This window comes from Rhizobium sp. FKL33, from assembly GCF_005222915.1.
Classification (GTDB): Bacteria; Pseudomonadota; Alphaproteobacteria; order Rhizobiales; family Rhizobiaceae; genus Rhizobium_E.
Genome location: NZ_STFX01000006.1, coordinates 241,128 through 267,622 on the forward strand (window position 1 = coordinate 241,128; position 26,495 = coordinate 267,622).

General features: G+C 62.4%; 22 protein-coding genes and 2 pseudogenes. 15 read left to right on the forward strand and 9 right to left on the reverse strand.

Going from position 1 to position 26,495, the window contains the following annotated elements; translation table 11 throughout:
* Nucleotides 1-31: 31 nt before the first annotated feature.
* Both E8Q41_RS04805 and E8Q41_RS04810 read left to right on the forward strand, forming a co-directional pair.
* A complete protein-coding gene (locus E8Q41_RS04805) occupies nucleotides 32-742 on the forward strand; it encodes a hypothetical protein (RefSeq protein ID WP_137154371.1) in 711 nt (236 codons plus the stop codon).
* A complete protein-coding gene (locus tag E8Q41_RS04810; protein ID WP_205910365.1) occupies nucleotides 735-1,367 on the forward strand; it encodes a hypothetical protein in 633 nt (210 codons plus the stop codon). The genes E8Q41_RS04805 and E8Q41_RS04810 overlap by 8 nt, the downstream gene beginning before the upstream one ends.
* Nucleotides 1,368-1,433: 66 nt before the next feature.
* On the opposite strand, the gene E8Q41_RS04815 is transcribed toward E8Q41_RS04810, so the two are convergent.
* Together E8Q41_RS04815 and E8Q41_RS04820 are read right to left on the reverse strand one after the other, a co-directional pair.
* Nucleotides 1,434-2,831, reverse strand: a complete 1,398-nt coding sequence (locus E8Q41_RS04815) for an ATP-binding protein (protein WP_137154372.1) — start codon at nucleotides 2,829-2,831, stop codon at nucleotides 1,434-1,436.
* A complete protein-coding gene (locus tag E8Q41_RS04820; protein ID WP_137154373.1) occupies nucleotides 2,828-3,544 on the reverse strand; it encodes a response regulator in 717 nt (238 codons plus the stop codon). The genes E8Q41_RS04815 and E8Q41_RS04820 overlap by 4 nt, the downstream gene beginning before the upstream one ends.
* Nucleotides 3,545-3,763: 219 nt before the next feature.
* Here E8Q41_RS04820 and E8Q41_RS04825 point away from each other — a divergent pair, with 219 nt between their 5' ends.
* Together E8Q41_RS04825 and E8Q41_RS04830 are read left to right on the forward strand one after the other, a co-directional pair.
* The gene (locus E8Q41_RS04825) at nucleotides 3,764-4,969 is read left to right on the forward strand and encodes an efflux RND transporter periplasmic adaptor subunit (RefSeq protein WP_137154374.1); all 1,206 of its coding nucleotides are present in this window, start codon (nucleotides 3,764-3,766) and stop codon (nucleotides 4,967-4,969) included.
* Nucleotides 4,970-4,974: 5 nt separating this feature from the next.
* Nucleotides 4,975-8,097, forward strand: coding sequence for an efflux RND transporter permease subunit (locus E8Q41_RS04830; RefSeq protein WP_137154375.1), 3,123 nt, complete (start codon nucleotides 4,975-4,977; stop codon nucleotides 8,095-8,097).
* A 217-nt stretch (nucleotides 8,098-8,314) separates the two neighbouring features.
* On the opposite strand, the pseudogene E8Q41_RS25820 reads toward E8Q41_RS04830, so the two are convergent.
* Nucleotides 8,315-8,482 (reverse strand): annotated as a pseudogene (locus E8Q41_RS25820) (IS481 family transposase); the annotation flags it as partial.
* Here E8Q41_RS25820 and E8Q41_RS25470 point away from each other — a divergent pair.
* A complete protein-coding gene (locus E8Q41_RS25470) occupies nucleotides 8,453-8,623 on the forward strand; it encodes a hypothetical protein (RefSeq protein WP_170976359.1) in 171 nt (56 codons plus the stop codon). The pseudogene E8Q41_RS25820 and the gene E8Q41_RS25470 sit on opposite strands and share 30 nt — an antisense overlap.
* A 241-nt stretch (nucleotides 8,624-8,864) precedes the next feature.
* On the opposite strand, the gene E8Q41_RS04835 is transcribed toward E8Q41_RS25470, so the two are convergent.
* Entirely contained in the window at nucleotides 8,865-10,409 is a 1,545-nt protein-coding gene (locus tag E8Q41_RS04835) for a GMC family oxidoreductase N-terminal domain-containing protein (RefSeq protein WP_137154376.1), read from the reverse strand.
* Nucleotides 10,410-10,494: 85 nt separating this feature from the next.
* Entirely contained in the window at nucleotides 10,495-11,190 is a 696-nt protein-coding gene (locus tag E8Q41_RS04840) for an FCD domain-containing protein (protein WP_170976360.1), read from the reverse strand.
* Between the two features lie 315 nt (nucleotides 11,191-11,505).
* On the opposite strand from E8Q41_RS04840, the gene E8Q41_RS04845 reads away from it, so the two are divergent.
* Nucleotides 11,506-12,681, forward strand: a complete 1,176-nt coding sequence (locus tag E8Q41_RS04845) for an alanine--glyoxylate aminotransferase family protein (RefSeq protein ID WP_137154378.1) — start codon at nucleotides 11,506-11,508, stop codon at nucleotides 12,679-12,681.
* 49 nt (nucleotides 12,682-12,730) lie between these two features.
* On the opposite strand, the gene E8Q41_RS04850 is transcribed toward E8Q41_RS04845, so the two are convergent.
* The 4 genes from E8Q41_RS04850 to E8Q41_RS04865 all read right to left on the reverse strand — a co-directional run bounded on the left by E8Q41_RS04850 (nucleotide 12,731) and on the right by E8Q41_RS04865 (nucleotide 17,383).
* Nucleotides 12,731-13,663, reverse strand: coding sequence for an ABC transporter permease (locus E8Q41_RS04850; RefSeq protein ID WP_137154379.1), 933 nt, complete (start codon nucleotides 13,661-13,663; stop codon nucleotides 12,731-12,733).
* A gap of 2 nt (nucleotides 13,664-13,665) precedes the next feature.
* On the reverse strand, nucleotides 13,666-14,775 hold the full coding sequence (locus E8Q41_RS04855) for an ABC transporter permease (RefSeq protein WP_137154380.1): 1,110 nt from the start codon (nucleotides 14,773-14,775) through the stop codon (nucleotides 13,666-13,668).
* Entirely contained in the window at nucleotides 14,772-16,343 is a 1,572-nt protein-coding gene (locus tag E8Q41_RS04860; RefSeq protein ID WP_137154381.1) for an ABC transporter ATP-binding protein, read from the reverse strand. Before E8Q41_RS04860 ends, E8Q41_RS04855 begins: the two co-directional genes overlap by 4 nt.
* A gap of 77 nt (nucleotides 16,344-16,420) precedes the next feature.
* On the reverse strand, nucleotides 16,421-17,383 hold the full coding sequence (locus E8Q41_RS04865; RefSeq protein WP_246660075.1) for a BMP family protein: 963 nt from the start codon (nucleotides 17,381-17,383) through the stop codon (nucleotides 16,421-16,423).
* Between the two features lie 141 nt (nucleotides 17,384-17,524).
* Here E8Q41_RS04865 and E8Q41_RS04870 point away from each other — a divergent pair, with 141 nt between their 5' ends.
* The 9 genes and pseudogenes from E8Q41_RS04870 to E8Q41_RS04910 form a co-directional block, all read left to right on the forward strand.
* Nucleotides 17,525-17,959, forward strand: coding sequence for a hypothetical protein (locus tag E8Q41_RS04870; protein ID WP_137154383.1), 435 nt, complete (start codon nucleotides 17,525-17,527; stop codon nucleotides 17,957-17,959).
* Nucleotides 17,960-18,494: 535 nt separating this feature from the next.
* Complete coding sequence (locus tag E8Q41_RS04875; RefSeq protein WP_137154384.1) at nucleotides 18,495-19,985, forward strand: 4-hydroxyphenylacetate 3-hydroxylase N-terminal domain-containing protein; 1,491 nt, start codon at nucleotides 18,495-18,497, stop codon at nucleotides 19,983-19,985.
* Between the two features lie 90 nt (nucleotides 19,986-20,075).
* Entirely contained in the window at nucleotides 20,076-20,474 is a 399-nt protein-coding gene (locus E8Q41_RS04880) for a nuclear transport factor 2 family protein (RefSeq protein WP_137154385.1), read from the forward strand.
* Between the two features lie 5 nt (nucleotides 20,475-20,479).
* Nucleotides 20,480-21,916, forward strand: a complete 1,437-nt coding sequence (locus E8Q41_RS04885; protein ID WP_137154386.1) for an amidase — start codon at nucleotides 20,480-20,482, stop codon at nucleotides 21,914-21,916.
* 21 nt (nucleotides 21,917-21,937) lie between these two features.
* Nucleotides 21,938-23,251 carry an amidase gene (locus tag E8Q41_RS04890; protein WP_137154387.1) on the forward strand — a complete coding sequence of 438 codons (1,314 nt, stop codon included), beginning with the start codon at nucleotides 21,938-21,940 and terminating at the stop codon, nucleotides 23,249-23,251.
* Complete coding sequence (locus tag E8Q41_RS04895) at nucleotides 23,248-24,330, forward strand: AbrB family transcriptional regulator (protein ID WP_137154388.1); 1,083 nt, start codon at nucleotides 23,248-23,250, stop codon at nucleotides 24,328-24,330. Before E8Q41_RS04890 ends, E8Q41_RS04895 begins: the two co-directional genes overlap by 4 nt.
* Nucleotides 24,331-24,332: 2 nt before the next feature.
* Nucleotides 24,333-24,857: a flavin reductase family protein gene (locus E8Q41_RS04900; protein WP_137154389.1), complete on the forward strand. Its 525-nt coding sequence runs from the start codon at nucleotides 24,333-24,335 to the stop codon at nucleotides 24,855-24,857.
* A 30-nt stretch (nucleotides 24,858-24,887) separates the two neighbouring features.
* Nucleotides 24,888-25,925: a 2,5-dihydroxypyridine 5,6-dioxygenase gene (locus E8Q41_RS04905; protein WP_137154390.1), complete on the forward strand. Its 1,038-nt coding sequence runs from the start codon at nucleotides 24,888-24,890 to the stop codon at nucleotides 25,923-25,925.
* A 124-nt stretch (nucleotides 25,926-26,049) separates the two neighbouring features.
* Nucleotides 26,050-26,429, forward strand: a pseudogene (locus E8Q41_RS04910) (DDE-type integrase/transposase/recombinase); the annotation flags it as partial.
* Between the last annotated feature and the right edge of the window lie 66 nt (nucleotides 26,430-26,495).

Here is a 26,495-nt window from a genome sequence, read left to right on the forward strand (position 1 = left end):
TTCTCGTCGTCTGCAATGGAGTTGACAAGAGGTGACATCGCCACGGCCCAATCTGATCGACCCCGTCCCGCTCCGCGAAATGCTGCGTGGCATCCGCTTCATGGTCAAGCGGGGCGGAGAAGCGTTGAAATCGCGCGCCACGGCCGACCGGCTGCCCAAGCCGGCGGCGGATTTCGCCAATGCTTTGCTCGACGAGATGATGGGGCTGGGACACAAGGTCAACGCCCAGGTCTCCGTCCTGGCCAAATCGATGATCGGCGCCGAACCCGATTCCGACATCCTGCTGGCGGATCTGACGACACAGGAAGAGCCTGCAGCCCTGTTCGCGGCGACGGTTTACCCGGCGCTGAAGCTCGTAACGGCGCGCATGTCTCTTTCATCGGTATTCGTGAGCGAAACGGCGGCCCGCAAGGCCTTCGGCCAGACGATCGCGACGTCGACGCCGTCATCCGGAGCGGACTTGGCCGCAGCGCTCACATTCGCGATGCTGGACACGGAGGTGTTGCAGGGGCGCATGACCAGCGAGACCAGGATTTTGACCGGCGAGGAAGCGATCGCCGTGGCCGTTTTCGCGGTGCTTCTCTGGCTCCAGTCCCCCCGCGACGAGGCCGATCAGGAGATGGCGCTAATGTCGGCCGTCGATTTGTCGCAGGTCTTCGCCAGACAGATCGTCACGGCCTGCAAGGCGCGAGATGCAGGAGCACTGGCTGCGCTCTATCTGAAGTATGCGGACAATGTCTGATCAGTTCAAACCGATAGCGCCCCTTCCGCCGACCAACGAACCCTATCGCGTCGCGGTGCGCCGGTTACGCTGGTTCAAGGCCGCCTTTCTGAGGTTCGTGGAGACGCAGGAAGACGAACTCGGCTGCGAATTCAGCGTAGATGGAGCCAAGATCGCCGCAGTCTTCGTACGATGGCTGGAAATGATCGACCGCCAGCGGCCGAGCGACAAGAGCGAACGCCCTGCCTTCTTCGCCTTCGCCGCCTCGCTGATGTTTCGCGAACTGATCGCCGACATGCCGATCAAGGCCCGCGGTCCCGCAACGAAACCCGATCCAGACGCGCCGAGCGCCTTCTGGCCAGAGGGCTATGTCTGCACCATGTTCTGCCTCTCCGTCCACGCAGCGGCCATGGAGCAGGAATTTCACCTGCAAACCCATGTAGCGCCCGATATCGACAATATCCGGTCGTGGTGGTCCTTCCGGGAGAACGCCCAGGAAAACGGCAGCTTCGCCGCGGGCTTCCTGCAAAAAATGCTCGGCTATGAGCCCAACTGGTTCATGCCGGCGTCCTTCATTTCAAGGATCGGCGACTGGCTGGTTTCTCCGGAAACGACATCGAACAACGAGACGCTGCAACGGCTCTAGACCAGGCGCCGTCATTCTGTTGCGGGCGAGACTAGCCCATTCACGCAGCGTCGCGCTGAGCAGTCGTCAGGCGCGGGGGATCGTGACTCTCGCCGTCAATCCCCGCTCTTTCACTTCTATGAGAACGTCCCCACCATGTTGGCGTGCGATGGTGCGGGCGATGGACAATCCCAGGCCCACGCCGCCGGTCCCGGCGTTTCGTGAACTTTCGAGCCGATAAAACGGCAGGAAAACCTGCTCGATCTGTTCGCGGGGTATCCCCGGTCCGTCATCGTCGACGCTGATGTCGATCAGCGTCTCGGACGCCTGCAACCTCACCCGGGCATGTCCCGCATAGCGCACCGCATTTTCGATGAGGTTGCGGACCGCGCGTTTTAATCCGTCGGGGCGGCACCGGCATGTCAGCTTGCCGTCATCCTCAAAGGTCACGTCATGGCCGAGTTCGGCGAGATCCTCGCAAAGACTGCCCACGAGCGCGCCGAGATCCATGAGCCGGGTCGCCTCGCCGCTCGCATCGCTCTTGGCGAAATCCAGCGTTGCGGCGGTCATGGCCTCCATTTCGGAGATGGTGACCAGGATTTTTTCCCGAGCCTCGTCGTCGGGAAGGAATTCCGCCCGAAGTCTCAGGGTGGTCAGAGGCGTCCGCAAATCATGCCCGATGGCGGCGAGCATCCGGGTGCGGTCTTCGATGTAGCGGGTGAGGCGCAGTTGCATGCTGTTGAAAGCCTGTTTCAGGCGCCTGATCTCGGTGGGGCCGGCCCCTTCGCTCAGTTGGACCGCCTCCCCCCGCCCAATCGCCTCCGCCGACGTTGCAAGCTCATTCAGCGGTCTCGCAATCTCGCGCGCCAGAATGACACCGATGATGCAGAGCGCAAGCGCAGTGGCGACCATCGGCAAAATCGAATCGCGGCGCCAGAAGCCCCCTTTCAAGGGCTTGAAGTAGAACGCGTTCAGCCAGCGCCCGTCCGCCAGTTGCGTGACGATCGCCATTCCGTCCTTCTGGGCGAATTCGATGTAGCTGGCCGCGGGCTGCTTTCCCCAGGCTTCCGACGTCAGGACGGTCCAACGAAGATCGGAAGCGTCAAGGTTTTCGGCGATATGCAAAAGAAGGCGCTTGTCGTTTTCCCGGTCGCCATTGGCGTCACTCGCCCCCAGGCCCATATCGTAACGCTTCTGGGCCTCCTTCATCCAGGCTGCCGCATCCATCGGCGAGTGATCGGAGGACCAGAAGCGAGTGGAATTGGTCGCGCTTGCGGCAAGAATGTTGTCACGGAGTTCGGGCGCCTTGTCGACAAGGCGCGACAAAGCGGCGGCCCTGCCGATGAACTCCGTCAGCGAGGTTTCTCGAATGGCGACTTTCCGCTCCTGCCAGGAAAGAGCGAAGGGGATGACCTGTCCGAGGATCAGCGCCATCAACAGCAAGGAGATCAGCTGCCGGGTCAGGCTGGCCGTGAACCATCTCATTTGAGAACCTCGACATCCACCGCCAGGCTATAGCCGCCGCCCCAATGAGTCTTGATAATCACCGGGTTCTTCGGGTCGATCTCGATTTTCTTCCTCAGTCGGCTCACCTGGTTGTCGATGCTGCGGTCGAACGGGTCGGCGCTGCGCCCGATGGTGAGATCCAGCAGCTTTTCCCGGCTGAGCACGATCATCGCATGTTCGGCGAGAACCTTGAGCAATCGAAATTCGGCGGTGCTCAACGGCACACTTACGCCGTCGTCGCCGAGAAGCTCCTGACGCCCCATGTCGAGCTGCCAATGGACGAAGCGGAGAAGCTTGGCGCGATTGGTCGAGGTCTGGGCCTGGGCGCCGCCGCGGCGGAGCACGGCGCGAATTCGGGCGAGGAGTTCGCGGGGATTGAACGGCTTGACCAGATAGTCGTCGGCGCCGAGTTCGAGACCTATGATCCGGTCTGCATCTTCCGCCATGGCCGTCAGGAAGATTACGGGAACCTGAGAGGATGTCCGCAATTGCCGGCAGATGCTCAAGCCGTCCTCGCCGGGCATCATGATGTCGAGGACGATGAGATCCGGTTGGGCGCGGTCCATCATCCTGCGGAACTCGACGCCATTTGCCAGCGGCGTGACCCGATAGTCATGATCGGTCAGATATCGGGCGACCAGATCCCTGATGTCCCGATTGTCGTCGACCACGAAGATGTGAGGACTGGACATAAATCTTCTCTCGTCTTTGCCCCGTAGATACAGGCGCTTCCGACTGAAGACACGCGGAAAAGTGTAAAAAAATGTCGTCGCTTCCATCCAGAGACGGCGACGGCATACACTTTGATACAATTTCGTCGGAAGGCTGGCAAACTTTTGCGACAGGGTCTGTCTAGGGATGAGACCATGCTGCGTCGCAACAAGCCTGCAGACGCAAGATGAAAGGCAACCATGACCCGCTCTATCCTCTGCCTCGCGATCGCGCCTCTGCTGCTTGCCGGCTGTTCCGAGGACAACAAGCCGGCATCCGCGGCGGCAAGCAAACCAACCGTCGTATCTGTCGTCGCCATGCAGCCGCAGACCGTGACGCTCACATCAGAATTCGGGGGGCGCATCGTCGCGTTCAACGCCGCTGAAATCAGACCGCAGGTCACTGGCCTGATCGTCAAGCGCGAGTTCACCGAGGGTTCCGACGTCAAGGCAGGCGATCTTCTCTACCGGATTGATCCCGATACATATCAGGCGGCGCTCGCGAGCGCAGAAGCGACCCTGGCGCGCGCCCAGGCCGCCGAACGCAATGCTGCGACCAAAACCGAGAGGCTGAAGCGTCTCAACGATGAGCGCGCCGTCTCCAGCCAGGATTATGAAGACGCGCTTCTGGCTTTGGGTCAGGCCAAGGCTGATGTCGCCTCCGCAGAAGCGGCGATCAAATCCGCCCGCATCAATCTCGGTTACACCGAAATACGCGCGCCGATCGATGGCCGGATCGACGCTTCCACCGTCAATACCGGCGCCTTGGTGACATCGGCTCAGACGACGGCTTTGACGACGATCCGCCAACTGGATCCCATTTATGTCGAAATCAGCCAGCCGAGCGAGAACCTGCTCCGTTGGCGGCAGGCTGTTCGTGACGGCAAATTGAAGCACGCCGACCAAACCTCTGTTCGCCTGACGTTGGAAGACGGGTCGAGCTACCAGCTGAAGGGAAAACTGCAATTCGCAGAAGCGGCGATCAGCGAAACGGCCGGCTCGGTGACCGTTCGGGCCGTATTTCCCAACCCGGATCATCTATTGCTGCCGGGCATGTATGTGCGCGCCATCATAGAAGACGGACAGATCGACAGCGCTTATCTCGCGCCCCAGCGCGCCATCGATCGCAATGTGGCCGGCGACGCGATTGCCAAAATCGTCGGCGCGGACGGCAAGATCGTCGAACGTAAGCTCGGCGTGGCGCGGTCGCAGGGCAATGCCTGGATCGTCACCGGAGGCCTTTCCCCCGGCGACAGGCTGGTGGTGGAAGGAGGTCAGAGGGCGAGGTCCGGAGATGCGGTCGAGGCCAAAGAGGTCAAGCTCGATCCGGCCACCGGTGATCTCGCCGCCGCGGCAGATCCTGCGGCCAAATCCGAATCCGGCTCCGTCGCCGTCACGCAGCGCTGAACGCCATGTCCAGATTTTTTGTAGATCGGCCCGTCTTCGCCTGGGTTCTCGCCATTTCCGTCATGCTCGCCGGCGCGCTGGCGATAACATCCCTGGCGATCTCCCAATATCCCCAAGTCGCCCCGACAACGATCCGGATCACCGCGACCTATCCCGGCGCCGATGCGCAGACGGTGGAAAACTCCGTCACCAAGGTGATCGAGCAAGGTCTCACCGGCATCGACAATCTCGATTACATAACCGCAACCTCGACATCCACGGGCCAGGCTTCGGTGTCGGTGGTCTTCACCTCCGACGCCAGCCCCGACATCGCCCAGGTGCAGGTTCAGAACAAGGTGCAACTGATCACCAGCCAGTTGCCGCAGGCGGTGCAGTCGAACGGGCTGACGGTGACGAAAGCCGGCACCGGCTTCTTCATGGTCGTGTCCTTCGTTTCCGAAGACAATGCGCTGAGGCCTGTGGATCTCGCGGATTTCATCGACAGCAATGTCAACGATCCCATCCGTCGCATCGAAGGCGTGGGCGACACCCAGATTTTCGGTTCCGGCTATGCGATGCGGATCTGGGTGGAGCCGGACAAGCTCGACAAATATCAGCTCATGGTCGGCGACGTGAAGAGCGCGATCGAAGATCAGAATGTCCAGGTCTCCGCAGGACAATTGGGCGCGCTGCCGCAGGTCGACGGGCAGCAGCTCAACGCGACCGTCACCGCCCGCAGCCAGTTGCAGACGCCCGAGCAATTCGGAAACATCATCGTCAAGAGCGACAAGGATGGCGCGATCGTCCGGCTGAGAGATGTCGCCCGCGTCGAGATCGGAGCCGAGAGCTATGTGACGTCAGGGGTCTACAACAAGAACAATGCGGCCGGCCTCGGCATACAGTTGACCAGCGACGCCAATGCCCTGCAAACCGCCGCCGATGTTCGCGCCGCCCTGACGAAGCTCGAATCCAGCCTGCCGGCGAATGTGAAGATCTACTACCCCTACGACACGACGCCCTTCGTGCGACTGTCTCTCGAGGATGTCGGCAAGACCCTGGTGGAAGCGGTCATTCTCGTCTTCATCGTCATGCTGGTCTTCCTGCACAATTTTCGCGCCACGCTGGTGCCGACGCTCGCTGTCCCCGTGGTGCTGCTGGGCACGTTCGGCGTTCTGGCGCTGTTCGGCTACACCATCAACACGCTGACGCTGTTCGCCATGGTGCTCGCGATCGGCCTTCTGGTCGACGATGCGATCGTCGTGGTGGAGAATGTCGAGCGCATCATGGATGAAGAAGGACTTGATCCCCGCTCTGCGACCATCAAGTCCATGGGGCAGATCAGCGGCGCGCTGATCGGCATCGCCACCGTCTTGTCGGCGGTCTTCGTGCCCATGGCGTTTTTCCCGGGATCCGTCGGCGTCATCTATCGGCAGTTCTCGGTGACCATCGTGTCAGCGATGGTTCTATCCGTCGCCGTGGCGCTCGTCTTCACGCCGGCTCTCTGCGCGACGCTTCTCAAGCCGCGCGCGCATGCGACAAAGCGGGGCCTGGCGGGCTGGTTCGAACGGATCATGGAGAGGACGACCAGCGGCTATGGCGCAGCGACCGGCGCAATCCTGAAGCGGGCGCTGCAGTTCTGCGTCTTGTTCGTGATCATCGGCGCGGCGGCCGGCTGGCTGTTCGTCAAGCTGCCGACATCGTTCCTGCCGCAGGAAGATCAGGGCCGCCTGCTCGTCAGCATCCAGCTGCCGCCGGGCGCAACAGTCAACCGGACGCGCAAGGTGCTGGATCAGACGATCGACTACTTCCTGACCAAGGAAAAGGACAATGTCGTCGGCGCGTTCGGCAGCATCGGCTTCAATTTCGCCGGACAGGGCCAGAATGTCGCGCAGATCTTCCTCAACCTGAAGGACTTCAAGGAGCGGACCGCTGCCGGCTCCGACGCGCAATCGATCGCCAAACGCGCGATGGGCGCCTTGTCGGGCATCAGCGACGGCAGCGTGTTCGTCATCGCTCCGCCGGCGATCCAGGGCTTCGGCAACTCGGCCGGTTTCGAATTCTACCTTCAGGACACCGAAAACCGTCCCCGCAGCGAATTGCTCGCCGCTCGCGACGAAGTCCTGCGGCAAGCGAGGGGCAATCCGAAGCTCAGCAACACGCGACAGAACGGTCTTGAGGACGCCGCGGCCTTCGTGGTCGATATAGACCAGGAAAAAGCAAGCGCGCTGAATATCAATCTGTCCGATATCGACAGCACGCTGTCCGCCGCATGGGGCAGCAGCTATATCAACGACTTCAACTATAATGGGCGGATCAAGCCCGTTTACATCCAGGGCGACGCGCCGGCGCGCATGCAGCCGGAAGACCTAGAAAAGTGGTATGTCCGCAATTCGGACGATGAAATGGTGTCATTCTCCGCCTTTGCAAAGGGACGCTGGACGAAGGGATCTCCAAGACTGGAGCGGTTTAACGGCTTCCCCGCCATCCAGATCCAGGGAGCGGCGAACAATGCCAGCTCCGGCGAGGCGATGCAGGAAATCGTCAAAATCGTCGACGGGCTTCCCGGCGGCTACCAGATCGCCTGGACCGGCCTTTCCGCGCAGGAGGAATCGTCCGGCAATTCGGCGCTTGAACTCTATCTCATCTCGGTGCTGGTGGTGTTTCTGGCTCTCGCCGCGCTTTACGAAAGCTGGACTATTCCTTTTGCGGTTCTTCTGTCGGTTCCAATCGGGGTGTTCGGCGCGCTTGCTGCGGCAACGCTGTTCGGACAGTCCAACGACGTCTATTTCAAGGTCGGCCTGCTGACCACGATCGGACTGGCGGCGAAGAATGCAATCCTGATCATCGAATTCGCCGTCGAGCGCATCCGGGGTGGAGACAAACTCCTCCATGCCGCCGCCGAGGCCGCCAGGCAACGGCTGCGGCCGATCCTGATGACGTCGTTCGCATTCATCCTCGGCGTCCTGCCGCTTGCGATCGCCAGCGGCCCAGGCTCGAAGGCGCAGAACTCGATCGGCATAGGAGTTATGGGCGGCACCATCGCCTCCACACTGCTCGGGATCTTTTTCATTCCCCTGCTGTTCGTGGTGACCTGGCGTCTGTTCCAACGAAAGCGCACGGCGTCCAGTCAGACAACGTCGGAGGGCTAATCATGGTTGGACATGTCAATTCCAGCCGCCTTGCGGATGAGCCAAGTGAATATCCCGAGTTTGCGAGCCACCCTCGGGTCACGTGTCTGGTGTTGCTCAAACTCGACAGGCGACAGTTCCCGTTCCTGAGGTGTTTGCGTTTCAGGTTGCCCCCGGCGGTTTGAACCTCAGCAATATCTATGTGAAATGATCCACAGGGATAGGATTCGAGCATCTATTTTGGCCGCTTGTCCACATTGATCTCAAGCAACCTGGAAATGTCGTAACGTTGTAGGCGCCGGTTCAACGAAGAGTGCGTCAACCGAGGAATGGGCGACTGTAGCGTGTAGAGGCAATCATCTAGGGGCAGCAACGAATGCTTTCAGAAGCGGACGATGAAAGCCTCGTGAAGAGACCGTCCATCTCACAGGTTTGCAGCGGCTCGCGCCTCATCAATGGCGTGCTGCTGCCAAGGCCTAAGCTCCTGACCGGGATAGTTCTGGAAGACCGGCAGGAACGGATCATCGATAGCAGTCTTGGCGCCTGAGTGTTGAATTTCAGCTGGATTTGACCCATTTTCATTTCGCGGTGGACCACCTAATTGCAACTATTCTGTTGATCGCCAACATTTTCTCGCGGCGTAGGTGGACCTCTCCGAAATGAAAAAGTGGATCAAATTGATGTGAAAATCAACAATTCGGAGCCGCAACCTCTTCGCAGATGGTCATCAGCGCGTTGACCTCAAGTATTTGCGACTAGCCCCGCCGGCATCTGCCCCGTCCGCTGACCTATTGCGCGGAGGATATGGAAGGCCAGGCTGCGGCAAATGTTTCGGCGATGGCCAGCACAGCGGCGTGAACAGGACCGGAGGTGATCGCCGGGATGACCGAGGCGTCGACGATATAGAGGTTGTCCAGCCCGTTGAGCTTAAGGTCAGCATCGACCACGGCAGCGTCATCGGCTCCCATCCTGCATGTGCCGACCGGGTGATGATGGGTGATGACCGCCTTGGCGATGAACGCGTCCTTTTCCGTTTCGGACATAGGTTTGGAGCCGGGTTGCACCTCTTCCGCGCGCCACTCGTCCATGGCCTTGGCGTGGCCGACCATGCGCGCGTAATCGAGCGCCCGGCGAAACAGCCGGCGGTCGTTTTCGGTTTGCAAATAGGCGGGATCGATGACGGGCGCGTCGGCAATTTCCGGCCCGGTGATGCGGAGAGCGCCCCGGCTGGTCGGATGAGTGACGCCGAACAGCAGGGTATAGGCTTCTCCCGGCGCGAGCGCTGGCAGGCATTCCGAGGCTGAAGGGCCGATGACGCAGCCCAGCACCACATCCGGCCGTCCCGTCGCAATCGATGGATCTTCGGCGTTGAGATACATCAGCGATTCAGAATGCTGCAGCCGCGAGAGCGGCACGGGCCGGCGGGCGCGATAGGCGTTGCCGGAGCCCAGCAGATGATCATGCAGGTTCTTGCCGACCTCAGGCCGCGATAAAATGCAATCGACGCCCGCTTCGGCGAGCACGACCGGATCGCCAACGCCCGACCGCATCAGAAGCAGCGGATCGGCGACCGCGCCTGCAGCCAGAATGACCGCATCTGCGCTATAGACCAGATCCTGACCGTCGATCGTGACGGCGACGCCTGTGACGCGGCGGCCCTCAATGATCAGGCGGTGCACGGTTGCGCCGCCCTGGACGGTGAGATTGGGGCGGGCGAGCGCGGGAAACAGATAGGCCTGGGCGGCGCTGACGCGCTTGCCGTTGCGGATCGTCAGCGAATTGGCCGCCACCCCGTTGAGATGTTCGCCATTGTGATCGCCGAGCGCCGGCGCGCCGATCTCCTGCCCCGCCCGCATATAGGCTTCAGCCACCGGGCTCACCTCTTCCGCAGGTTTCCAGACCGCGAGCGGCCCTCCTTTGCCGTGATATGCGCTCGCCTCGCCGGAAAAATCCTCCATAGCGATGAAGCTTGGCAGCAGTCCCTCGTAGGACCAGCGCGCAGACGCCGTGGCCTCGGCCCAGACAGCGAAATCGTCGCGATGGCCCCGCACATGCGCCATCGCATGCAGGCAGCTCGATCCGCCGAACACCTTGCCGCGCGGCCAGGGATGGACGCGTCCCGCAGTGCCCGGCTGGGGAACGGTCTCGAAGGCCCAGTCATAGGCGCGGCCCTGGATGAACGGCCATTGCAGCGGATCATCGATGTCCGGATCGGTGGGCATGCCGCCGGCCTCGAGCACGCAGACCGTGCGCTGCGCCTCGGCGGATAGGCGGTTGGCCAGAACGGAGCCTGCAGAACCTGCTCCAAGGATGAGGACATCGAAATGCGGCATCGAAAAAACTCCATGGCGAAGCGATCCGGCCGCGCGGGGCGGCGGAGCGAGGAAATTCGGGTCTGTCGAGGCGAAAGCGGACGGCCTAGAAGCCGTCCATGCTTCCGACGCCGAGGCGGGCCGCAATCTTGCGCTGAACCACCGCGAGGTGATCCCACATGCATTTCTCGGCGCGGTCGGGGTCGCGGGCGATGATGGCCTCGGCGATCTGCTGGTGCTCCGCGTCTCGCTGCGCGATGCGCTCGGCGGTGGTTTCGTCGTCGCTTTCGGCAAAGCGCAGGCGACTGTCGTTCTGAACCTGGTTCAGAAGAAGATGGAGTTCGCTGGCGAGGCTGTTGCGCGATCCCGCAGCGATAGCCCGGTGAAACATCTGGTCCGCCTGACTGGGGCTCATGCCGGCGGGCGATTTCGCCGCCTGGGCGATGCGGATGATTTCAGCGGGCGAGGCGCGCAGAGCCGCCAGCCTGGCCAGGGCCGGCTCCAGCATCATGCGCATTTCCATCACCTCAAGCGGATTGGTCGACAGAACCAGCCGGCCGCTCTGCGCCGTCGCCTCGGTCGTCGATGTCCGGCGGCCGGCGCGCGCAGGCTCCAGCTCGCCAAGATCGCGCAGCGTCTGCAGCCCCTTGCGCAATTGGTGGCGCTTGATGTTCAGCCGTTCGGCGAGCTCGCGCTCGGGCGGCATCACCCCATGCTCCTCCATGATCCGCCTGAGAGAGCCGACCACATCGCTCGGCTCGTCGTCATTCGGCAAAGGGCGCGGCCCCGGACGCGACAGCATCTCCGCTGCCTGACGTTTCGCTTGCTTGTCCAACTTCGTCCTCTCTCCGACGCGACGCCAAACCTCCCAGGCGCCATAGTTCAATCCGTGCCGTTCGCATTTTGCTTTGGTGGCCCTATGGTTGGCCTTATGGTTGATGCGAATATCCAGGCTGCGACGACAAATTTCCTTAGCAGCTAAGCCAATCGGGTCAATCCCGCAATTGCTTTTTGCCCGACAAAACCTATTGTGCAGCATCCGGTTCAACCAATAATGAGAATTGGTAGATATATTGGTTGATTTCGCGACATCCCATCCGCCTGGAGAAAAATCCGCATGACACAGCCTCCCAAGGACACGATCTTCACCCTGACCACCGGACCGGTCAATTGCTATCCCGCCGTGCTGCAAGCGCTCGGACGCCCCGTGCTTTACGATTACGACCCCGGCTTCCTCGAAACCTATGCCCGGGCCAGCGCCAAGGCGATGGCGGCCATGCAGACAGCGTCTTCGCCGGTGATCCTGCAGGGAGAGCCGGTGCTTGGTCTGGAGGCTGCCGCCGCGTCCGTGCTCGGACCTGACGATGTCGTGCTCAATCTGGTCTCGGGCGTCTATGGCGACGGTTATCGCTACTGGCTGCAGCCGCGCTGCGGCGACTATCTCGAAATCCGCACGCCCTTCAATGAGACGATCGATCCGGATGCGGTCGCGTCCATGCTGGCGCGCCGCCCCGATATCACCGTCGTCGCCGTCTGCCATCATGACACGCCGTCCGGCACCATCAATCCGGTTGCGGCGATCGGGGCGCTGGTGGCCAAGACGCCGGCGGTGTTCATCGTCGATGCGGTGTCGTCCTTCGGCGGCATGGACATCCTGCCCGACGCCGTTCATGCGGATATCTTCGTGACCGGCCCGAACAAGTGCCTGGGCTGCCCTCCGGGCCTGTCGCTGCTCGCCATCAGCGGCAAGGGCTGGGAAAAGATCAAATCCAATCCGCAGGCGCCGCGGGGATCCATTCTCAGCATTCTCGACTGGGAGCATGCCTGGCGGCCGGAAAAGCCGTTCCCCTTCACGCCCTCGGTCGCGGAGATCAACGCGCTGGAGGCGGCGCTCGACCTCTATCTGGCGGAAGGGCCGGAGGCGGTCTGGGCGCGGCACGCCAGAACGGCGGACGCCTGCCGCGCCGGAATCAAGGCCATGGGTCTGCGGCTCTGGGCGGCGCGCGACGACATCGCCTCGCCCACCGCGACCGCCGTCGCCTTGCCGGACGGCGTCGACGAGACTGAATTGCGGCGCATCATGCGCGACGACTACGGCGTGATGATTTCGTCGGGACGCGGCGAGACGCACAACAAGCTCGTTCGCATCGGCCATATGGGCCCGACGGCTCAACCGATCTATGCGTTGACCGCGGTGGCTGCGCTGGGCGCGGCGTTGAACAAGCTCGCGCCTGAGACCTGCGACATCGGCGCAGGCGCGGCTGCGGTCATGGCATCGATCGACGCGGTGTAACCGATACGACGGGGCGGACCGGCATTGGCCGGCTCCGCCTTCGGCGCTTTTAGCGGGCTCCGCGCACATAGGCGGCTCCGAGCGCATTGGGAAGATTGGCCTTCCTGCCGAGAAACACCAGCACCAGCATCACGGCGGCGAAGGGCAGCATCTGGATGACGTCGGTCGGAATATCGACGCCCGCCACCTGCAGCGCCGTCGTCAGCGACAGACAGGCGCCGAACAGGATGGCGCCGCCCAGCACCCAGAGCGGCTGGCCGCGCGCCAGCATGGCCAGCACGATGCCGATAAAACCCTGACCGCTCGTCATGAAAGGCACGAAAATGCCCGCGCCGACGATCGCCATGAAGGCGCCGCCCAGCCCGACCAGCGCCCCGGTGATCAGCACGGCGCCGGAGCGGATGAGGATGACATCGACGCCCGCGGAATCCAGCGCCGCCGGCTTGTCTCCCGCCGCCTGCAGCGCAATGCCCCAATAGGTGCGTCGATAGGCATAGGCGAAGACGCCCACGAGCAGTAGCGAGAGATAGGCCACGGGTTCGCGGCTGAACAAGGCCGGCCCGAGGACGGGAATCTGTGACAGGCCGGGGATCGTCCACGTCATCGGCGCGGAGAGGCGCGGATAGCTCTGGCTGAACTGCACATGATGCAGGAGCGCTGTGGCCCCCTCCGCGCCGAGCGTCAACGCGATGCCGATGACGATCTGGTTCAGTCCCATGCGCACGCAAAGCAGCGCCATCAGGGCGGCCACGATCATGCCGCCGCCGACGCCGCCGACAAAGCCGAGCGCCGCAGACTCCGTCTTCCACGCCACAAGAAAGCCGAAATAGGCGCCGGACAGCATCATGCCTTCGATGCCGATATTGAGAACGCCTGCTTTTTCGGAGAGCTGCTCGCCCAATCCCGCCAGCAGAAGCGGGATGCCGGCTGCGATGGCGCCGACCAACAAGGCCGTGAGGAAGGCTTCGGTGAAAAGCGACATGGTCAGACCCTCTTGCGATCGCGCCGGCGTTGATCGAGCGTTTCGGTGATGGCGAGCAGGATGAGCAGCACCGCCATGGTCACCAGCGTGAAATAATTGGGAACGCCCATGCGTCGCGCTGCGCTCTCGCTGCCGATCGACAGCATGGAAAAGAAAAACACAAAGGCGATCGTGGCGAAGCCGTTGAAGCGGGCCAGAAACACCAAAGGCACGATGGTCAGCGAATAAGCGGGGTTCCAGTCCGCTCGCACATTGCCGTATTGGCCGAGGATGGCCGTGGCGCCCGACAGGCCCGACAGGCCGGCCGACAGAGCGAATACGGCGACAGTCAGTCGCGACACCGGCAGCCCGGCATGGACTGCGGCGCGCGCATTGGCGCCGACCACCCGCAGCTTGAGGCCGAAAGCAGTTCTGGCCATGACGAAGTGGACGATCAGGATCGCAGCCAGGCCGATGAGAACGCCGCTCGACACCGTGGTGTCGAACAACCGGGGAAGGCGGTCTTCCACCGGCAAGGTCCGCGTTTGCGGCACGGTGGTGGACGGGTCGAGAAACAGCAGTTTCACCAGCACATTGGCCAGCGAGACTCCGAGAAAGGTCATCATCATCGTGGTGATGATTTCGTTGACACCCTGATAGGCGCGCAACAGCGCCGGAACGATCGACCAGACGGCCCCGGCGACCGCGCCAATCGCCAAGCTGACGATCAGAGTGGCCCATATCGGCAGGACCTGGACGAGCAGCGGCGCGGTGGCCGCGACAAACACCGCGCCCAGCAGAAATTGGGCATCGCCGCCGAGATTCCACACCCCCGCGCGAAAGGCTACGATCAAGCTGGCCGCGATCAGCAGCAGTGGCCCCATGCCGGTCAACGTCGCCTGAAGGCCGGTGGGCGACAAGAGCCCCCGTTTGACGATATAGCCGTAATAAGCGAGCGGATCGGCGCCCATCAGCAGCAGGATCAGGCTGGCGATGAAGAGCGCGGCCACCAGGGGCCCCACCGACAAAAGCACCGTATGGAGGCGCTCGCGCAGCGCTTCGCCCGAGGGTGCGGCCGTCGTTTTCGTCGTCGCCTCGCCGCCTTTGGCGACGCTGGAAATGTCCATGCTCATTGGGCCACACCACTCATCAGTTCGCCAATCCGCTGGCGGGCGGCGGCGTCATTGTCGACAATGCCGACCACGCGTCCTTGCGACATGACAGCGATGCGGTCGGACAGTTCCATCAGTTCGTCGAGCTCCGTCGAGAACACCAGCACTGCCTTGCCGGCGTCGGCGGCCTCGCGAATGCGCCGGCGCGATGCCGCGATGTTCTGCAGATCGAGCCCATAGGTCGGCTTGGCGAAGATCACTGCCCGGGCGGCGCCCGTGAGTTCGCGGGCCAAGAGCAGCTTCTGGATGTTGCCGCCGGACAACTTGCCCGCCGGCGTATCGATGCTGGGCGTGCGAATGTCGCACTCGACCACCTGCCGGCGGGCGTTGGCGGCGATCTCGGCGGGGTTTTCGAAGCCCCTGCGCCAGAAGGGCGCCTCGCCGATCTGCTTGAGCAGAAGGTTTATCGATACCGGGAAGGCGCCGACCGTTCCCTCGCCCAGGCGGTCGTCGGTTACATAACGCAGACCGCGCTTGCGCCGGTCGCCCACGGAGAGATCTTCCAGCGGCGCGCCGTCGAGATAGATGCGGCCATTGCGAACCGGCCGCTGGCCGGCCAGCGCTTCCGCCAGTTGCTTTTGTCCATTGCCGTCAATGCCGGCGACGCCGACGATTTCGCCTGCGCGGATCTTCATTTCGACGCCGGACACCGGCACGGCCGGATCATCCACTTCGAGCGCGAGGATTTCCAGTATCGGCTCGCCCAGGGTAGTCCGCGCCGCCGGTCTGGCGTCGGTGGTCGTTGGAGCGCTTCGGTCCTCGCTTTGGCCGAACATCAGCCGGACGATTTCCTGCGTGACCTTTTCCGGTCCAAGCGTCTTCAGGGCGTCCGGCGCGATCGCGCCGACCTTCTTGCCGAGGCGCAGGACCGTGATGCGGTCGCCGTAAGCCACCGCTTCATTGAGCTTGTGGGTGATGAAGATCACGGCGAGGCCTTGCGCCACCAGACGGCGCATCAACTGCCCAAGCCTCTCCGCGTCCTTGGGCGTCAACATCGCCGTGGCTTCATCGAGAATGAGAAACCGGCTGCCGCGCATCATCGCGCGCACGATCTCGGCCTGTTGTTGCTCGCCGAGAGACAGGCTGCTCGCCACGGCCATAGGCGTGACCTCGACGCCGATCGAATGGGCGGTCTCGCTCATCCGCGCGGCGATCGCCTGTCTGTCCGGGCTGCGCCACCAACGGCCGCCGAGATTGACATTGTCCACCAGCGTTAGGCTGGGCACCAGCATGGAATGCTGAAACACCGTGCCGATGCCGATGGACAAGGCGTGCTGCGGGGATTGAATTGCCGTCCGCGTTCCGTCGATATGGATCTCGCCGTCATCGGGCTGCTGCAGCCCGGACAGCATGCTGACCAATGTCGATTTCCCGGCCCCGTTTTCCCCCAGCAGCACATGCACTTCACCCGGGAAGAAATCGATCGAGACGGAGTCGTTGGCGACAATGCCGGGGAAGCGTTTGGTAACGCCTTTCAGGGAGACAATCGGCCGGCTAGGCGCCGGAGCCGCTGCGGGAGTGGACGTCATTTAAGCTACCGCCATAATTTGCGCATTCCGAACAGTCATGTGGTCCAGGGCGGCGTTTCCTCCCCGGACCAGCCTCATCATTTCAACTGGCTGACGAGGGCGTGCACGGAATCCGCATCGAATTTCGGCGTGATCTTGATCTCGCCCGCGATGATCTGGTCGCGGATCGCCATCACCGATGTCCAGACATCGTCCGGGATCTGCTTGGTCTTGAGCAGTGACACCGAATTGTCCTTGAGCGAGATATTGTAGTTCCGCGAGCCGAACTTGTCCGCCTTGAGGTCCTCGATCATGGCCGTATAGACCGGGGTGAGGTTCCACAGCACCGAGCTCAGCAGATAGCCCTTGTCGATCGTGGACTTGTCGCCGATCACATCGATGAACAGCACCTTGCCGCCATCGGTCGCCTTTGTCGTTTCCACCGCCTGCAGCATGCCGAAGGAGGAACCATTGCCCTGGCCGAAAATAATGTCGGCGCCGGCGGCGATCAACGATTCGGTCACGCGCTTACCGCCGGCGGCGTCGGAATAGGCAGCCGGGCCGATGACCGCGTAACGGATGACGGTGGACGCCTTTTCCGCCTTCACGCCCTCGGCGAAGGCGGCGGACTGCGAATTCCATGAGGGCGGCTCGCCGGAGACGACGATGCCGACCGTTCCGGAGCGCGACATCTTGGCGGCAAGACGGCCCCCGAGATAAGCGCCTTCATGGCCGCTGGCGGTATAATCGGCGACTGCGTCCTTCTTGAGCGATTTCGGGCTGTCGACGATCGCCACCTTGACGCCAAGTTCTGCGCCAATCTCGGGCGCTGCAGTGTTGTAGCCGCTGGCATGCGCGATCAGAAGCGCATTGCCGTCTTCCGCCAGTTCGCGCAGAGTCGGGCGCACATCGCCATAGCCGAGATTTTCGGCCGTCACCACCTCGACGCCCGTCGCCTTGCCGGCCGCCTTCGCTCCTTCGACGCCTTGCTGATTCCAGCCAAAGTCTGTTCCCTGCTCTGGCGTAAGAATTGCGATCGATTTTATATCTTGGGCATGCACAATAGACGCCGATATTGCAAAAGCAACTGACGCAAGAAGTCCATAGATAGTTCTATTTTTCATTGCTGTTCCCTTCTTTTTTGTGTCCTTTACATGAATATATCTCGATGGTAGGCCTTTATAAATTCAAAGGAGCCACATATGAGACATATTCAATCTTTTCTGGCCGTAGCTATCTTCTTCGCCGCCATTCCTGTAACCGGCGCCCTCGCCACGCCGCTGGAGCGCGGGTCCAAGGGACTGTTGCCGATCGCCATCACTCTCAAGAACGAGGGCGGAAAGCCCATCGCCTGCGGCGCCACCCTGGCGCACTGGTATTCTCAACCGCTTGGCGCCGTGAAGCCGGGCGGCGCGCTGCATGCCGTTCTCTGGCAGAAGCAGAAGACCGGCGCGGTCTATCTCCTGAACCAGATCGAGGACCGGATGCCTGTCGAACGCCTCTGGTGCGGACTGGCCGACCAATCCTGGCAGACCCGCGCCGAGGTCAGTTTCGAGCGAAAGGCGGGCGTCAGGATCGGGTCGATCATCATGACCTGCGCGTCGGAGGCCGGCGGCGTTCGCTGCCGCCAGGACTGAGGCGCCGCGGCGGCGTTCGCCGCCAGATGTCGATGATAGAGACGCCATGGAAAACTCCGCTGCCATGAGCCTGTGCGGCAACTGCTTGGCCGAAGGAGCTCAACCATACCGAAAATGGTTGGCTTCCTCGTCTGCCGGGGGACTATAATCTCACTGTCGACAGCGTCAACAGAGATTCAACCATTATTTTTTGGTTGGATCTCGGTTGAGAATATCACAAAATTTTTTTGCCTTTTTGTTGGGCTAGAAACGCCGTCAAACGCACTCTGCATGCGGGAAGATGACCTGCAAACTACCGAGAATCCCGTTGTTCTGCGCGTTTTTCGAGCGGTATTTGCATGTGGGGCTATTTTTTAGGCGACCATCAAAATACTCCAACCAATAATTTTGGTTGATTTTAATTGGTTGAAGGTTACCTTGACCTCCGTCGGCTCCAGGAAGCCGCACGGGGCCACACTGGACGCCTGTTTTTCCGTTGATCGCCTGACGAACACGGCAGGGCGGGGCGTCCGACTTGAGGGTTTAGGAGAAGCCAATGGTCAACACACTGTCCGCCGCGAAGACAAAGGTCGTGAGCCGCCTGAAGACAGGCGACGAGTTCAAGGCGTCGCTTGATGATGGGCGTCAGCTCTGGGTCGGCGGCAAGCGCGTCGAGAAGGTGACCGACGAACCGGCGCTGAAGGCAGGCGTCGATCTGCTCGCGTCGATGTTCGACGATCAGTTCACTGAAGAATATGCCGACGCCACGACATATCTCGAGCCGACGACTAATGAGATTGTCAGCCGCTCCTGGCAGATACCCCGCACCCGGCAAGATCTGGAAGATCGTCGCAAGATGATCGAATATACAAGCCTCAAGACGGGCGGCACGTTTGGCCGTCCGCCGGATCTGGCGCCGGCGATCGCCGTGGGTCTGGCCGCCTATCTGCCGACCTTCAAGGCGAAGAAGTCGCTTGTCGACGGCTGCAGCCCCGATTTCGCCGAGAATATCGAAAGCTACATCGCCTTCGGACGCGAAAACAATCTCACCGCCTCCGAAAGTCTGGCGGGTCCGCAGACCGACCGCTCCGATCCGAAGGCGGCAGAGGGTTCGCTGCTGCGGGTCAAGTCTGTCGAGAAGGGTGGCATCCGGATTTCAGGGGCCAAGACCGTCGGCTCGATCGCGGCGCAAGCCAATGAAATCTTCTTCACCAATCTGGGCGGCATCCAGTCGACGCCGGCGGACGCCTGCATCTGGGGGTCTGTTCCGATCAACACTCCCGGCATCAAGATGATCTCCCGCGAAATGGTGTCGCAGCCGGGCTCGGATCCCTTCGATCATCCGGTCGGCCATCGCGGCGAGGAAGCAGACCAATTCATCGTCTTCGACAATGTGTTCGTGCCGACCGAGCGCATCTTCAATCTCGGAGATCCGACCGCCATGCAATGGTATGGTCCGGTTTGCGTGTTCGCCCATTGGCATGTGCTGACGCGCCTGGCTGTGAAGGCGGAACTGTTCGTCGGCGCGGGCCAGATGGTCATCGAGGTCCTCGGCACCGACAAGATCCCGGCCGTTCAGATGATGCTGGGAGAACTGATCGAATATGCCCAGACGCTGCGCGCCTTCATCTATGCGGCCGAGGCCAAGGCCAAGCCGACGGAAGCCGATGTCATGGCGCCGGATGTCGGTATGCTGACGGCTGGCCGTCTCTATTCCATCCAGCATTATCCGCGCATCATCCACATCTTGCAGGAAATGTGCGGCCAAGGCCTGGTGATGCGGTTCGGCAAGGCTGCCTACCAGAATCCGGAGATCGGCCATCATCTCAAGGATCTGCTGCCCGGCCATGGCGTCTCGGCGATGCAGAAGGAATTGCTGATGAACTTCATCTGGGACATGACCGCGAGCGCGCTCGCCGGTCGCGTGGCCCTGTTCGAGAATGTCAACGCCAGCCCGGCTCCACGCCTGCGCGCCCGCCTTTTCGACGAAGTCGATCGCAAAGGTTATGTCGCCCAGGTCAAGAAGCTCGCCGGCATGGACTGGTGATCCGGACAAATCCGGCAAGGCGCGCCCCGCGCCTTGCCTTCCCATCTCCCATTTTGGCAGCCGCGACGCGGCTCGACCGAAAGACGTCCCATGTTGTCTCACGATCAGCTTATCGACCGGTTCTACGATAGTTACAATCGCCATGACGCCGCCGCCGCCGCCGCGCTCTACGCGGATGACGGAAGCCATGTCGAAGTGGCCATGAGCAAGACGCGATCCGGCGCTTCAGCGCTCCAGGCCGGACTGGAAGGGTTTTTCAGAATGATGCCGGATGTCGTCTGGCAGGAGCGGGAGCGCATACGCTCCGCCGACAGCATCGCCGTCGTCTATACGATGACGGGTCATGTCGCCACGCGCGCGACCGAGACTGCTGTGGAGCCAAAACCGTTCGCCTTGCCCGGCCTGCATCTGTTCAAATTCCAGGACGGACGGATCATCGAGACGCAGGATCTCTGGTCCAAGGCTGATTTTCTGGCTCAGATCGCGTGACGTCGATGAAGATCGCGGATTATCAAAGCTTCGACGCGCTTGGCCTGGCAGAACTGGTGAGAACCAAAGCCGTCTCGCCCGGTGAATTGCTGGAGACCGCCATATCGCTGATCGAGGCCCTCGATCCTGTTCTGAACAGCGTGGTGCACCGCCATTTCGATCTCGCGCTGGCGGCGATCCGAAACGGCCTGCCCGACGGGCCTTTTTCCGGCGTGCCCTTCCTGATCAAGAACACCGGCTTCGACGTCAAGGACATGATCCTGTCGACAGGGTCGAAGCTGTTTGCCGATGCGGTGTCGGGACGCGACGGAACGCTCGCCGCCCGCTACAAGGCTGCGGGCCTCGTCATCCTGGGCAAATCAAACACGCCGGAATTCGCCCTGAGCTTCGCAACAGAGCCCGCCGCATTCGGCGTGAGCCGGAATCCGTGGAACACGGATCACGGCCCAGGCGGGTCCTCCGGCGGGTCGGCCGCCGCCGTCGCCGCCGGCATTGTTCCCATGGCCAATGCGTCGGATGGCGCCGGCTCGACGCGGCTGCCGGCATCCCATTGCGGCCTGTTCGGCTTCAAGCCCAGCCGCATGCGCAACCCGCTTGGGCCAGTGGCGGTCGAAGGCATCGCCGGCATGTCGACGCCACACGCTCTGTCCTGGAGCGTGCGCGACAACGCAGCGCTTCTGGACGCCTCGGCGGGCCCGGACATCGGTGATCCCTATGCGGCGCCGGCTCCCGCCTCGAGCTTCCTCGCCGCCGCTGGGCGCGACCCCCGGCCTTTGCGGATCGGCGTGACGCTCGCCTCGCCGCTCGGAACGCCTGTTGACCCCGATATTCTCAGCACGGTCGAGGCGGCGGCGCGCTTTCTCGAACACCTTGGTCATCATGTCGATCCGGTGGACGACGCCGGCTATGACGCGCATGCGCTGAAAGCGGCCTGGCGGGTGATTGCCGGCGTCAATGTCGCGCCTGCGGTTTTGGCGCGCGGCCGGCAGCTCGGGCTTGCCGATCCGGTCACCGAACTGGAGGCCGTCAATGCGCAATGGGTGCGCGAGGGGCTTGAGCGCAGCGGCGTCGAATATCTTTCGGCCGTCAATCAGTTGCACCAGACAGCGCGGTCGCTCGGGCGCTTCTTTGAGCGCTACGACGTTCTGCTGTCGCCGGTGACGGGCGAACTTGCGGCGGTGATCGGCGAGATGGCGAGCAGCCACGGCGATCTCGACAGTTTCTACGACCGCTTCTGGTCGCATGGCCCGTTCACCTGCGCCTTCAACGCTTCAGGCTTCCCCGCCATGAGCGTGCCCTTCGGCCGATCGCAGTCGGGTCTGCCGATCGGCGTCCATTTCGGCGCCGCCTTTGGCGACGAGGAGCTTTTGTTTTCGCTGGCGGGCCAGATCGAGCGCGCGCGCCCGTGGTTCCATTGCCGTCCGCAGAGTTTGCCGGTCTGATCGGCTGGCAAAGGAGAAGAAATGAGCACGATGTCCTACTCCGATATCCGCGCGCTCGGCGCGAGAGACGTGGCCGCTTCTGTCGAAGCCGGCAGGCTCTCCGTGGTCGACGTCGCCGAAGCCTATCTGGAACGGGTCGCCGCACGCGAGCCCGATGTCCAGGCCTGGGAATATCTCGACCCTCGGCAGGCGCTGGCGACGGCGGCGGCATTGGACAAAGTCGGCCCCAAGGGCGCCCTGGCCGGCGTGGCGGTCGGCGTCAAGGACGTCATCGACACGGCCGATATGCCGACTGGCTATGGATCGGCGGTGTATAAGGGGTTCCAGCCGGCCTGCGACGCGCCCTGCGTGGCGCTGAGCCGGGCCGAGGGCGCGCTGGTGCTCGGCAAGACCGTCTCCACGGAATTCGCCATGGCAAGCCCGGGCAAGACGCGCAACCCCTATAACGGCGCCCATACCCCGGGCGGATCGTCGAGCGGCTCCTGCGCGGCGGTCGCGGCAGGCATGGCGCTCATGGCCTTCGGCACCCAGACCGCCGGCTCAATCATCCGGCCCGCCTCTTATTGCGGCGTGGTGGGCTACAAGCCGAGCTTCGGACTGATCGACGCCGCCGAGGTCAAAGTGCTGTCGCACCAGCTCGACACGCTCGGCGTGATCACCCGCACCGTGGCCGATGCGGCCTGGTGCGCGGCCGCCGTGTCCGGGCGCTCGCGGCTGGTCGTCAACGACCTGCCGGACCGACCGGTCATCGGGCTTCTGCTGCCGTCCCGGCTGGACCAGGCGCATCCGGACGCCCTGACGGCGCTGGACCAGGCGGCCAGTAAAATCGCCGCAGCCGGCGGCGTGGTGAAGACCCTTGCTCTTCCCGACTGGTTCGACAGCCTGCACGACTTGCACGCCGCGATCATGGGATGGGATGTAACCCGCGCTCTGGCGCATGAACGCTTGACCCTCTGGAGCAGACTGACCCCGGTGACCCGCGACTTCCTGGCCGAAAAAGCCAAAACAACCATTGAGGAATACGAAGCCGCCTGCATCGCCATCCATGAACGGCGTTTGCAGCTGGCGGCGTTGATGGACGGACTTGACGCGATCATGACATTGCCGGCGCCGGGACCGGCGCCGGAAGGTCTCGCCGCAACGGGCGCGCCGGTGTTCAACAGTCCCTGGACCGTCTTGCATGGTCCCTGTGTGACAGTTCCCGTGATGCTCTCGGCCAAGGGCCTGCCCATCGGCGTGCAACTGGTCGGCGCAGCGGGTGATGATGCGCGCCTGCTGCATGTTGCGGCTTTCGCCGAACGCGCGTTTGGCTTTGCGGGTGGTCGGTTCGCATGAGCATCGCAGATACAGACGGTCCGCGGCGGAGCCATGGCGCCCTGATCATAAACTGGGCCGGACTCCTCCTGCTGGCCATAGTGCTGGCCTTCGTGCTCACGCAGGTCGGCTTTCCCGCGGCGGTGCTTCTGGGTTCGATGGTGGCGGGAATTGCGTTCGGTGTCGGCGGCGCCAAGCTGCGCATGCCGCGGATCATCTATATCTTGGCCCAGGGCTTCGCGGGCGTCTTCATCGCCCGCAGCCTGACTCCTTCCATTCTACTGGATGTGTCTGCCCATTGGCCTCTGCTGATCCTGTTCACGGCGCTGACGCTTGCGTCCGCTTTCTTCGTCGGCTGGTCGATCAATCGCTGGGGTTCAGTGGCGCAAATGCCCGCAATACTCGGCAGCCTGCCGGGCATGTCCGGCGCCATGGTGATCATCGCCCAGGAGCGCGGCATCGACGGCCGGGTCGTGGCGTTGATGCAATATACGCGGCTGGCCAGCGTGATTTTCGCCGTCTCGATGATCACCCATTTCCTCCCGAATGCGCCTCTGACGACCATCACGCCCGATGCGGCGGAAGGATTTTCGTGGACGACCGTAGGACTTTCGGCGGCCTTGGCGCTGATCGCGCCCTTTGCGGCGCGGCTGCGCTGGATCCCGGCCGCCGCCATGCTGGCGCCCCTGGTTCTCGGCGCGTGCCTGGAGGCCTCGGGAGCTTTTCACATCGTGCTGCTGGATCCGGTCGTGTCGCTGACATTCGCCGTCATCGGCCTGGAAGTAGGACTGAAATTCACCCGCGATACGCTCGTCAATCTCATACGCATCGTGCCGGTGGTGCTCGCCTCCTGCCTGTTGCTGATCGCCCTGAGCGGAATTTTGGCGCTGGCGCTCCGGTTGTTCCTGCCCATCGACTTGCTCACGGCCTTCCTGGCCACGGCGCCCGGCAGCATCGAAACCGTCGCCATCGTGGCGATCACCGGCCATGCCGACGTGTCCGTCGTGCTCGCATTCCAGACTGTGCGGATGCTCGTGGTCGTGCTTTTCGGTCCTTTCGTCATGAAGCAGATTGCCCGTATTCCGATTTGGAAGGATTAGTCGTGCCAGATCCTGAAACTCTCTCGTGCTACAAAGCCGACCTTGAGCCGCCCGTCGATGCCTTCAAGGGCGCTATGCGGCGCTTTGCCAGCGGGGTCGGCGTGATCACCGCCGGCCAAGGCGACAGCCGCCGGGGCCTGACCGCAACCGCGATTTCCAGCGTGACCATGGACCCGCCGACCATTCTTGTCTGTGTCAACCGACAGGGCGAAGCCCATCAGGCGATCGAACAGGACGGCGCCTTCTGCGTCAACATTCTCGCGAGCGAAGCCGAGGGGGTGGCGATGGATTTTGCCGGCCAGACCGGGCGCGTGGGAACAGACAAATTCGCGTCCTTCTCCTGGAGCACGCTGGCGACGGGCGCGCCGGCGCTGGATGGCGCGCTCGCCAATATTGACTGCGAAATCACAGAGCGCGTGGAGACAGCCTCCCATACCGTTTTCTTCGGCCGCGTCCTCGATGTCCGCCTTTCGGATGGCGCGCCGCTGATCCATTTCGACCGAAAATTCGTCCGACTGGAAAATTGACCAACCATTCTTTTCAAGGAGTATCCGCCCATGGCCATCAGTGACGCAGATCTCGTCATCGCCTGGAAAAACGTGCTGGACATGTGCAATGTCAAGGCCGGCGAACAGGTCACGATCCTGACCAGCGACGATTCAAACCCGCAGATCGTGTCGACCTGCCGCATCGCCGTGGCCCAGACCGGCGGCGTGCTCACTATGCTGAACCTGCCGCCGATCAATGGCGAAAAGGCGCTGAGCCGCGACAAGTCCGGTTATGTGGGCAAGACGCCGCTGGCGTTCAACTCGGCGGCGCTCGCAGCCCTGAAGGCCAGCGACATGATCATCGACACGATGCAATTACTGTTCTCGCCCGAACAGGCCGAGATCCTGGAGACCGGCAGCCGCATGTTGCTCGCCGTCGAGCCGCCCGAAGTGATGATGCGCATGCTGCCGACGCCGGAAGGCAAGGCGCGCGTGCTGGCGGCGGAAAAGATCCTCGAGAAGGCCAAGGTGATGACGGTGACGTCCAAGGCCGGCACGGATTTCCGCTGCTCGGTCGGGCAATATCCCGTCCTTACCCAATATGGCCTCGCGGACAAGCCGGGCCGCTGGGACCATTGGCCGAGCTGCTTCGTCGCCACCTGGCCGGATGAACAGACATCCGAAGGCGTGATCGTTATCGACGAGGGCGATATTCTGCTGCCGTTCAAGATGTATGCGCGCGAGAAAGTGACGCTGACGATCGAGAAGGGCTTCGTGACCCGGATCCAGGGCGGGTTCACGGCCGAATACATGAAGAGCTTCATGGACAGTTTCGACGACCTGTCGGCCTACGCCATGGCTCATGTCGGTTGGGGCCTCGAGCCGCGCGCCCATTGGACGACGCTGGGTCTTTATAATCCGGAAGCTGGGCTAGGTATGGATGCGCGCTCATTTGCGGGCAATTTCCTGTTCTCGACAGGCCCGAACACCGAAGCCGGGGGCACGCGCGACACGCCCTGCCATCTCGACATCCCGCTCCGGGGCTGCTCGCTGTCGCTCGATGGCGTGGCCATGACGAGGGAAGGCGCTGTCGTGAAAACGGCGTGATAGATGAGTGAGGCTGGCGAAATGTATGCCGCGGCGTAACATAGCCGGCCAGACCGCCTGTCGGGATGGGATCGAGACAGCCTGTTCGACATCATAGATGTTCATGACCGATATTCAGGAGCTTGCCTATATCGTCATCAAGGCCAATGACGAGTTCAAGGACAAGACCACGCGACCGAACGAGATGTGGCAAACCGACCTCACCTACTTGAAGATCATCGGCTGGGGATGGTTCTACCTGTCGACCATTCTCGACGATTACTCCCGCCACATCATCGCCTGGAAGCTGTGCATCAGCATGAAGGTGGACGACGTCACCGACACGCTCGACCTGGCGCCGGCAAGCTCAGGTTGCGAATTGGCCAAGGTCGAACACCGGCCGCGCCTGCTGTCCGACGACGGCCCGTGTTACGTCGCTTCCGATCTCGCTGAATGGCTGGAGACATACAAGATCGACCAGGGGTTCACGGCGCTCCGGGCCATCCGCAGACACAAGGGAAAATCGCCTTTCGGCGTTGCTTGCAACGCCTGCCGGCCAGGGGAAAGCTGGCATCAGACGTTGAAGAACCG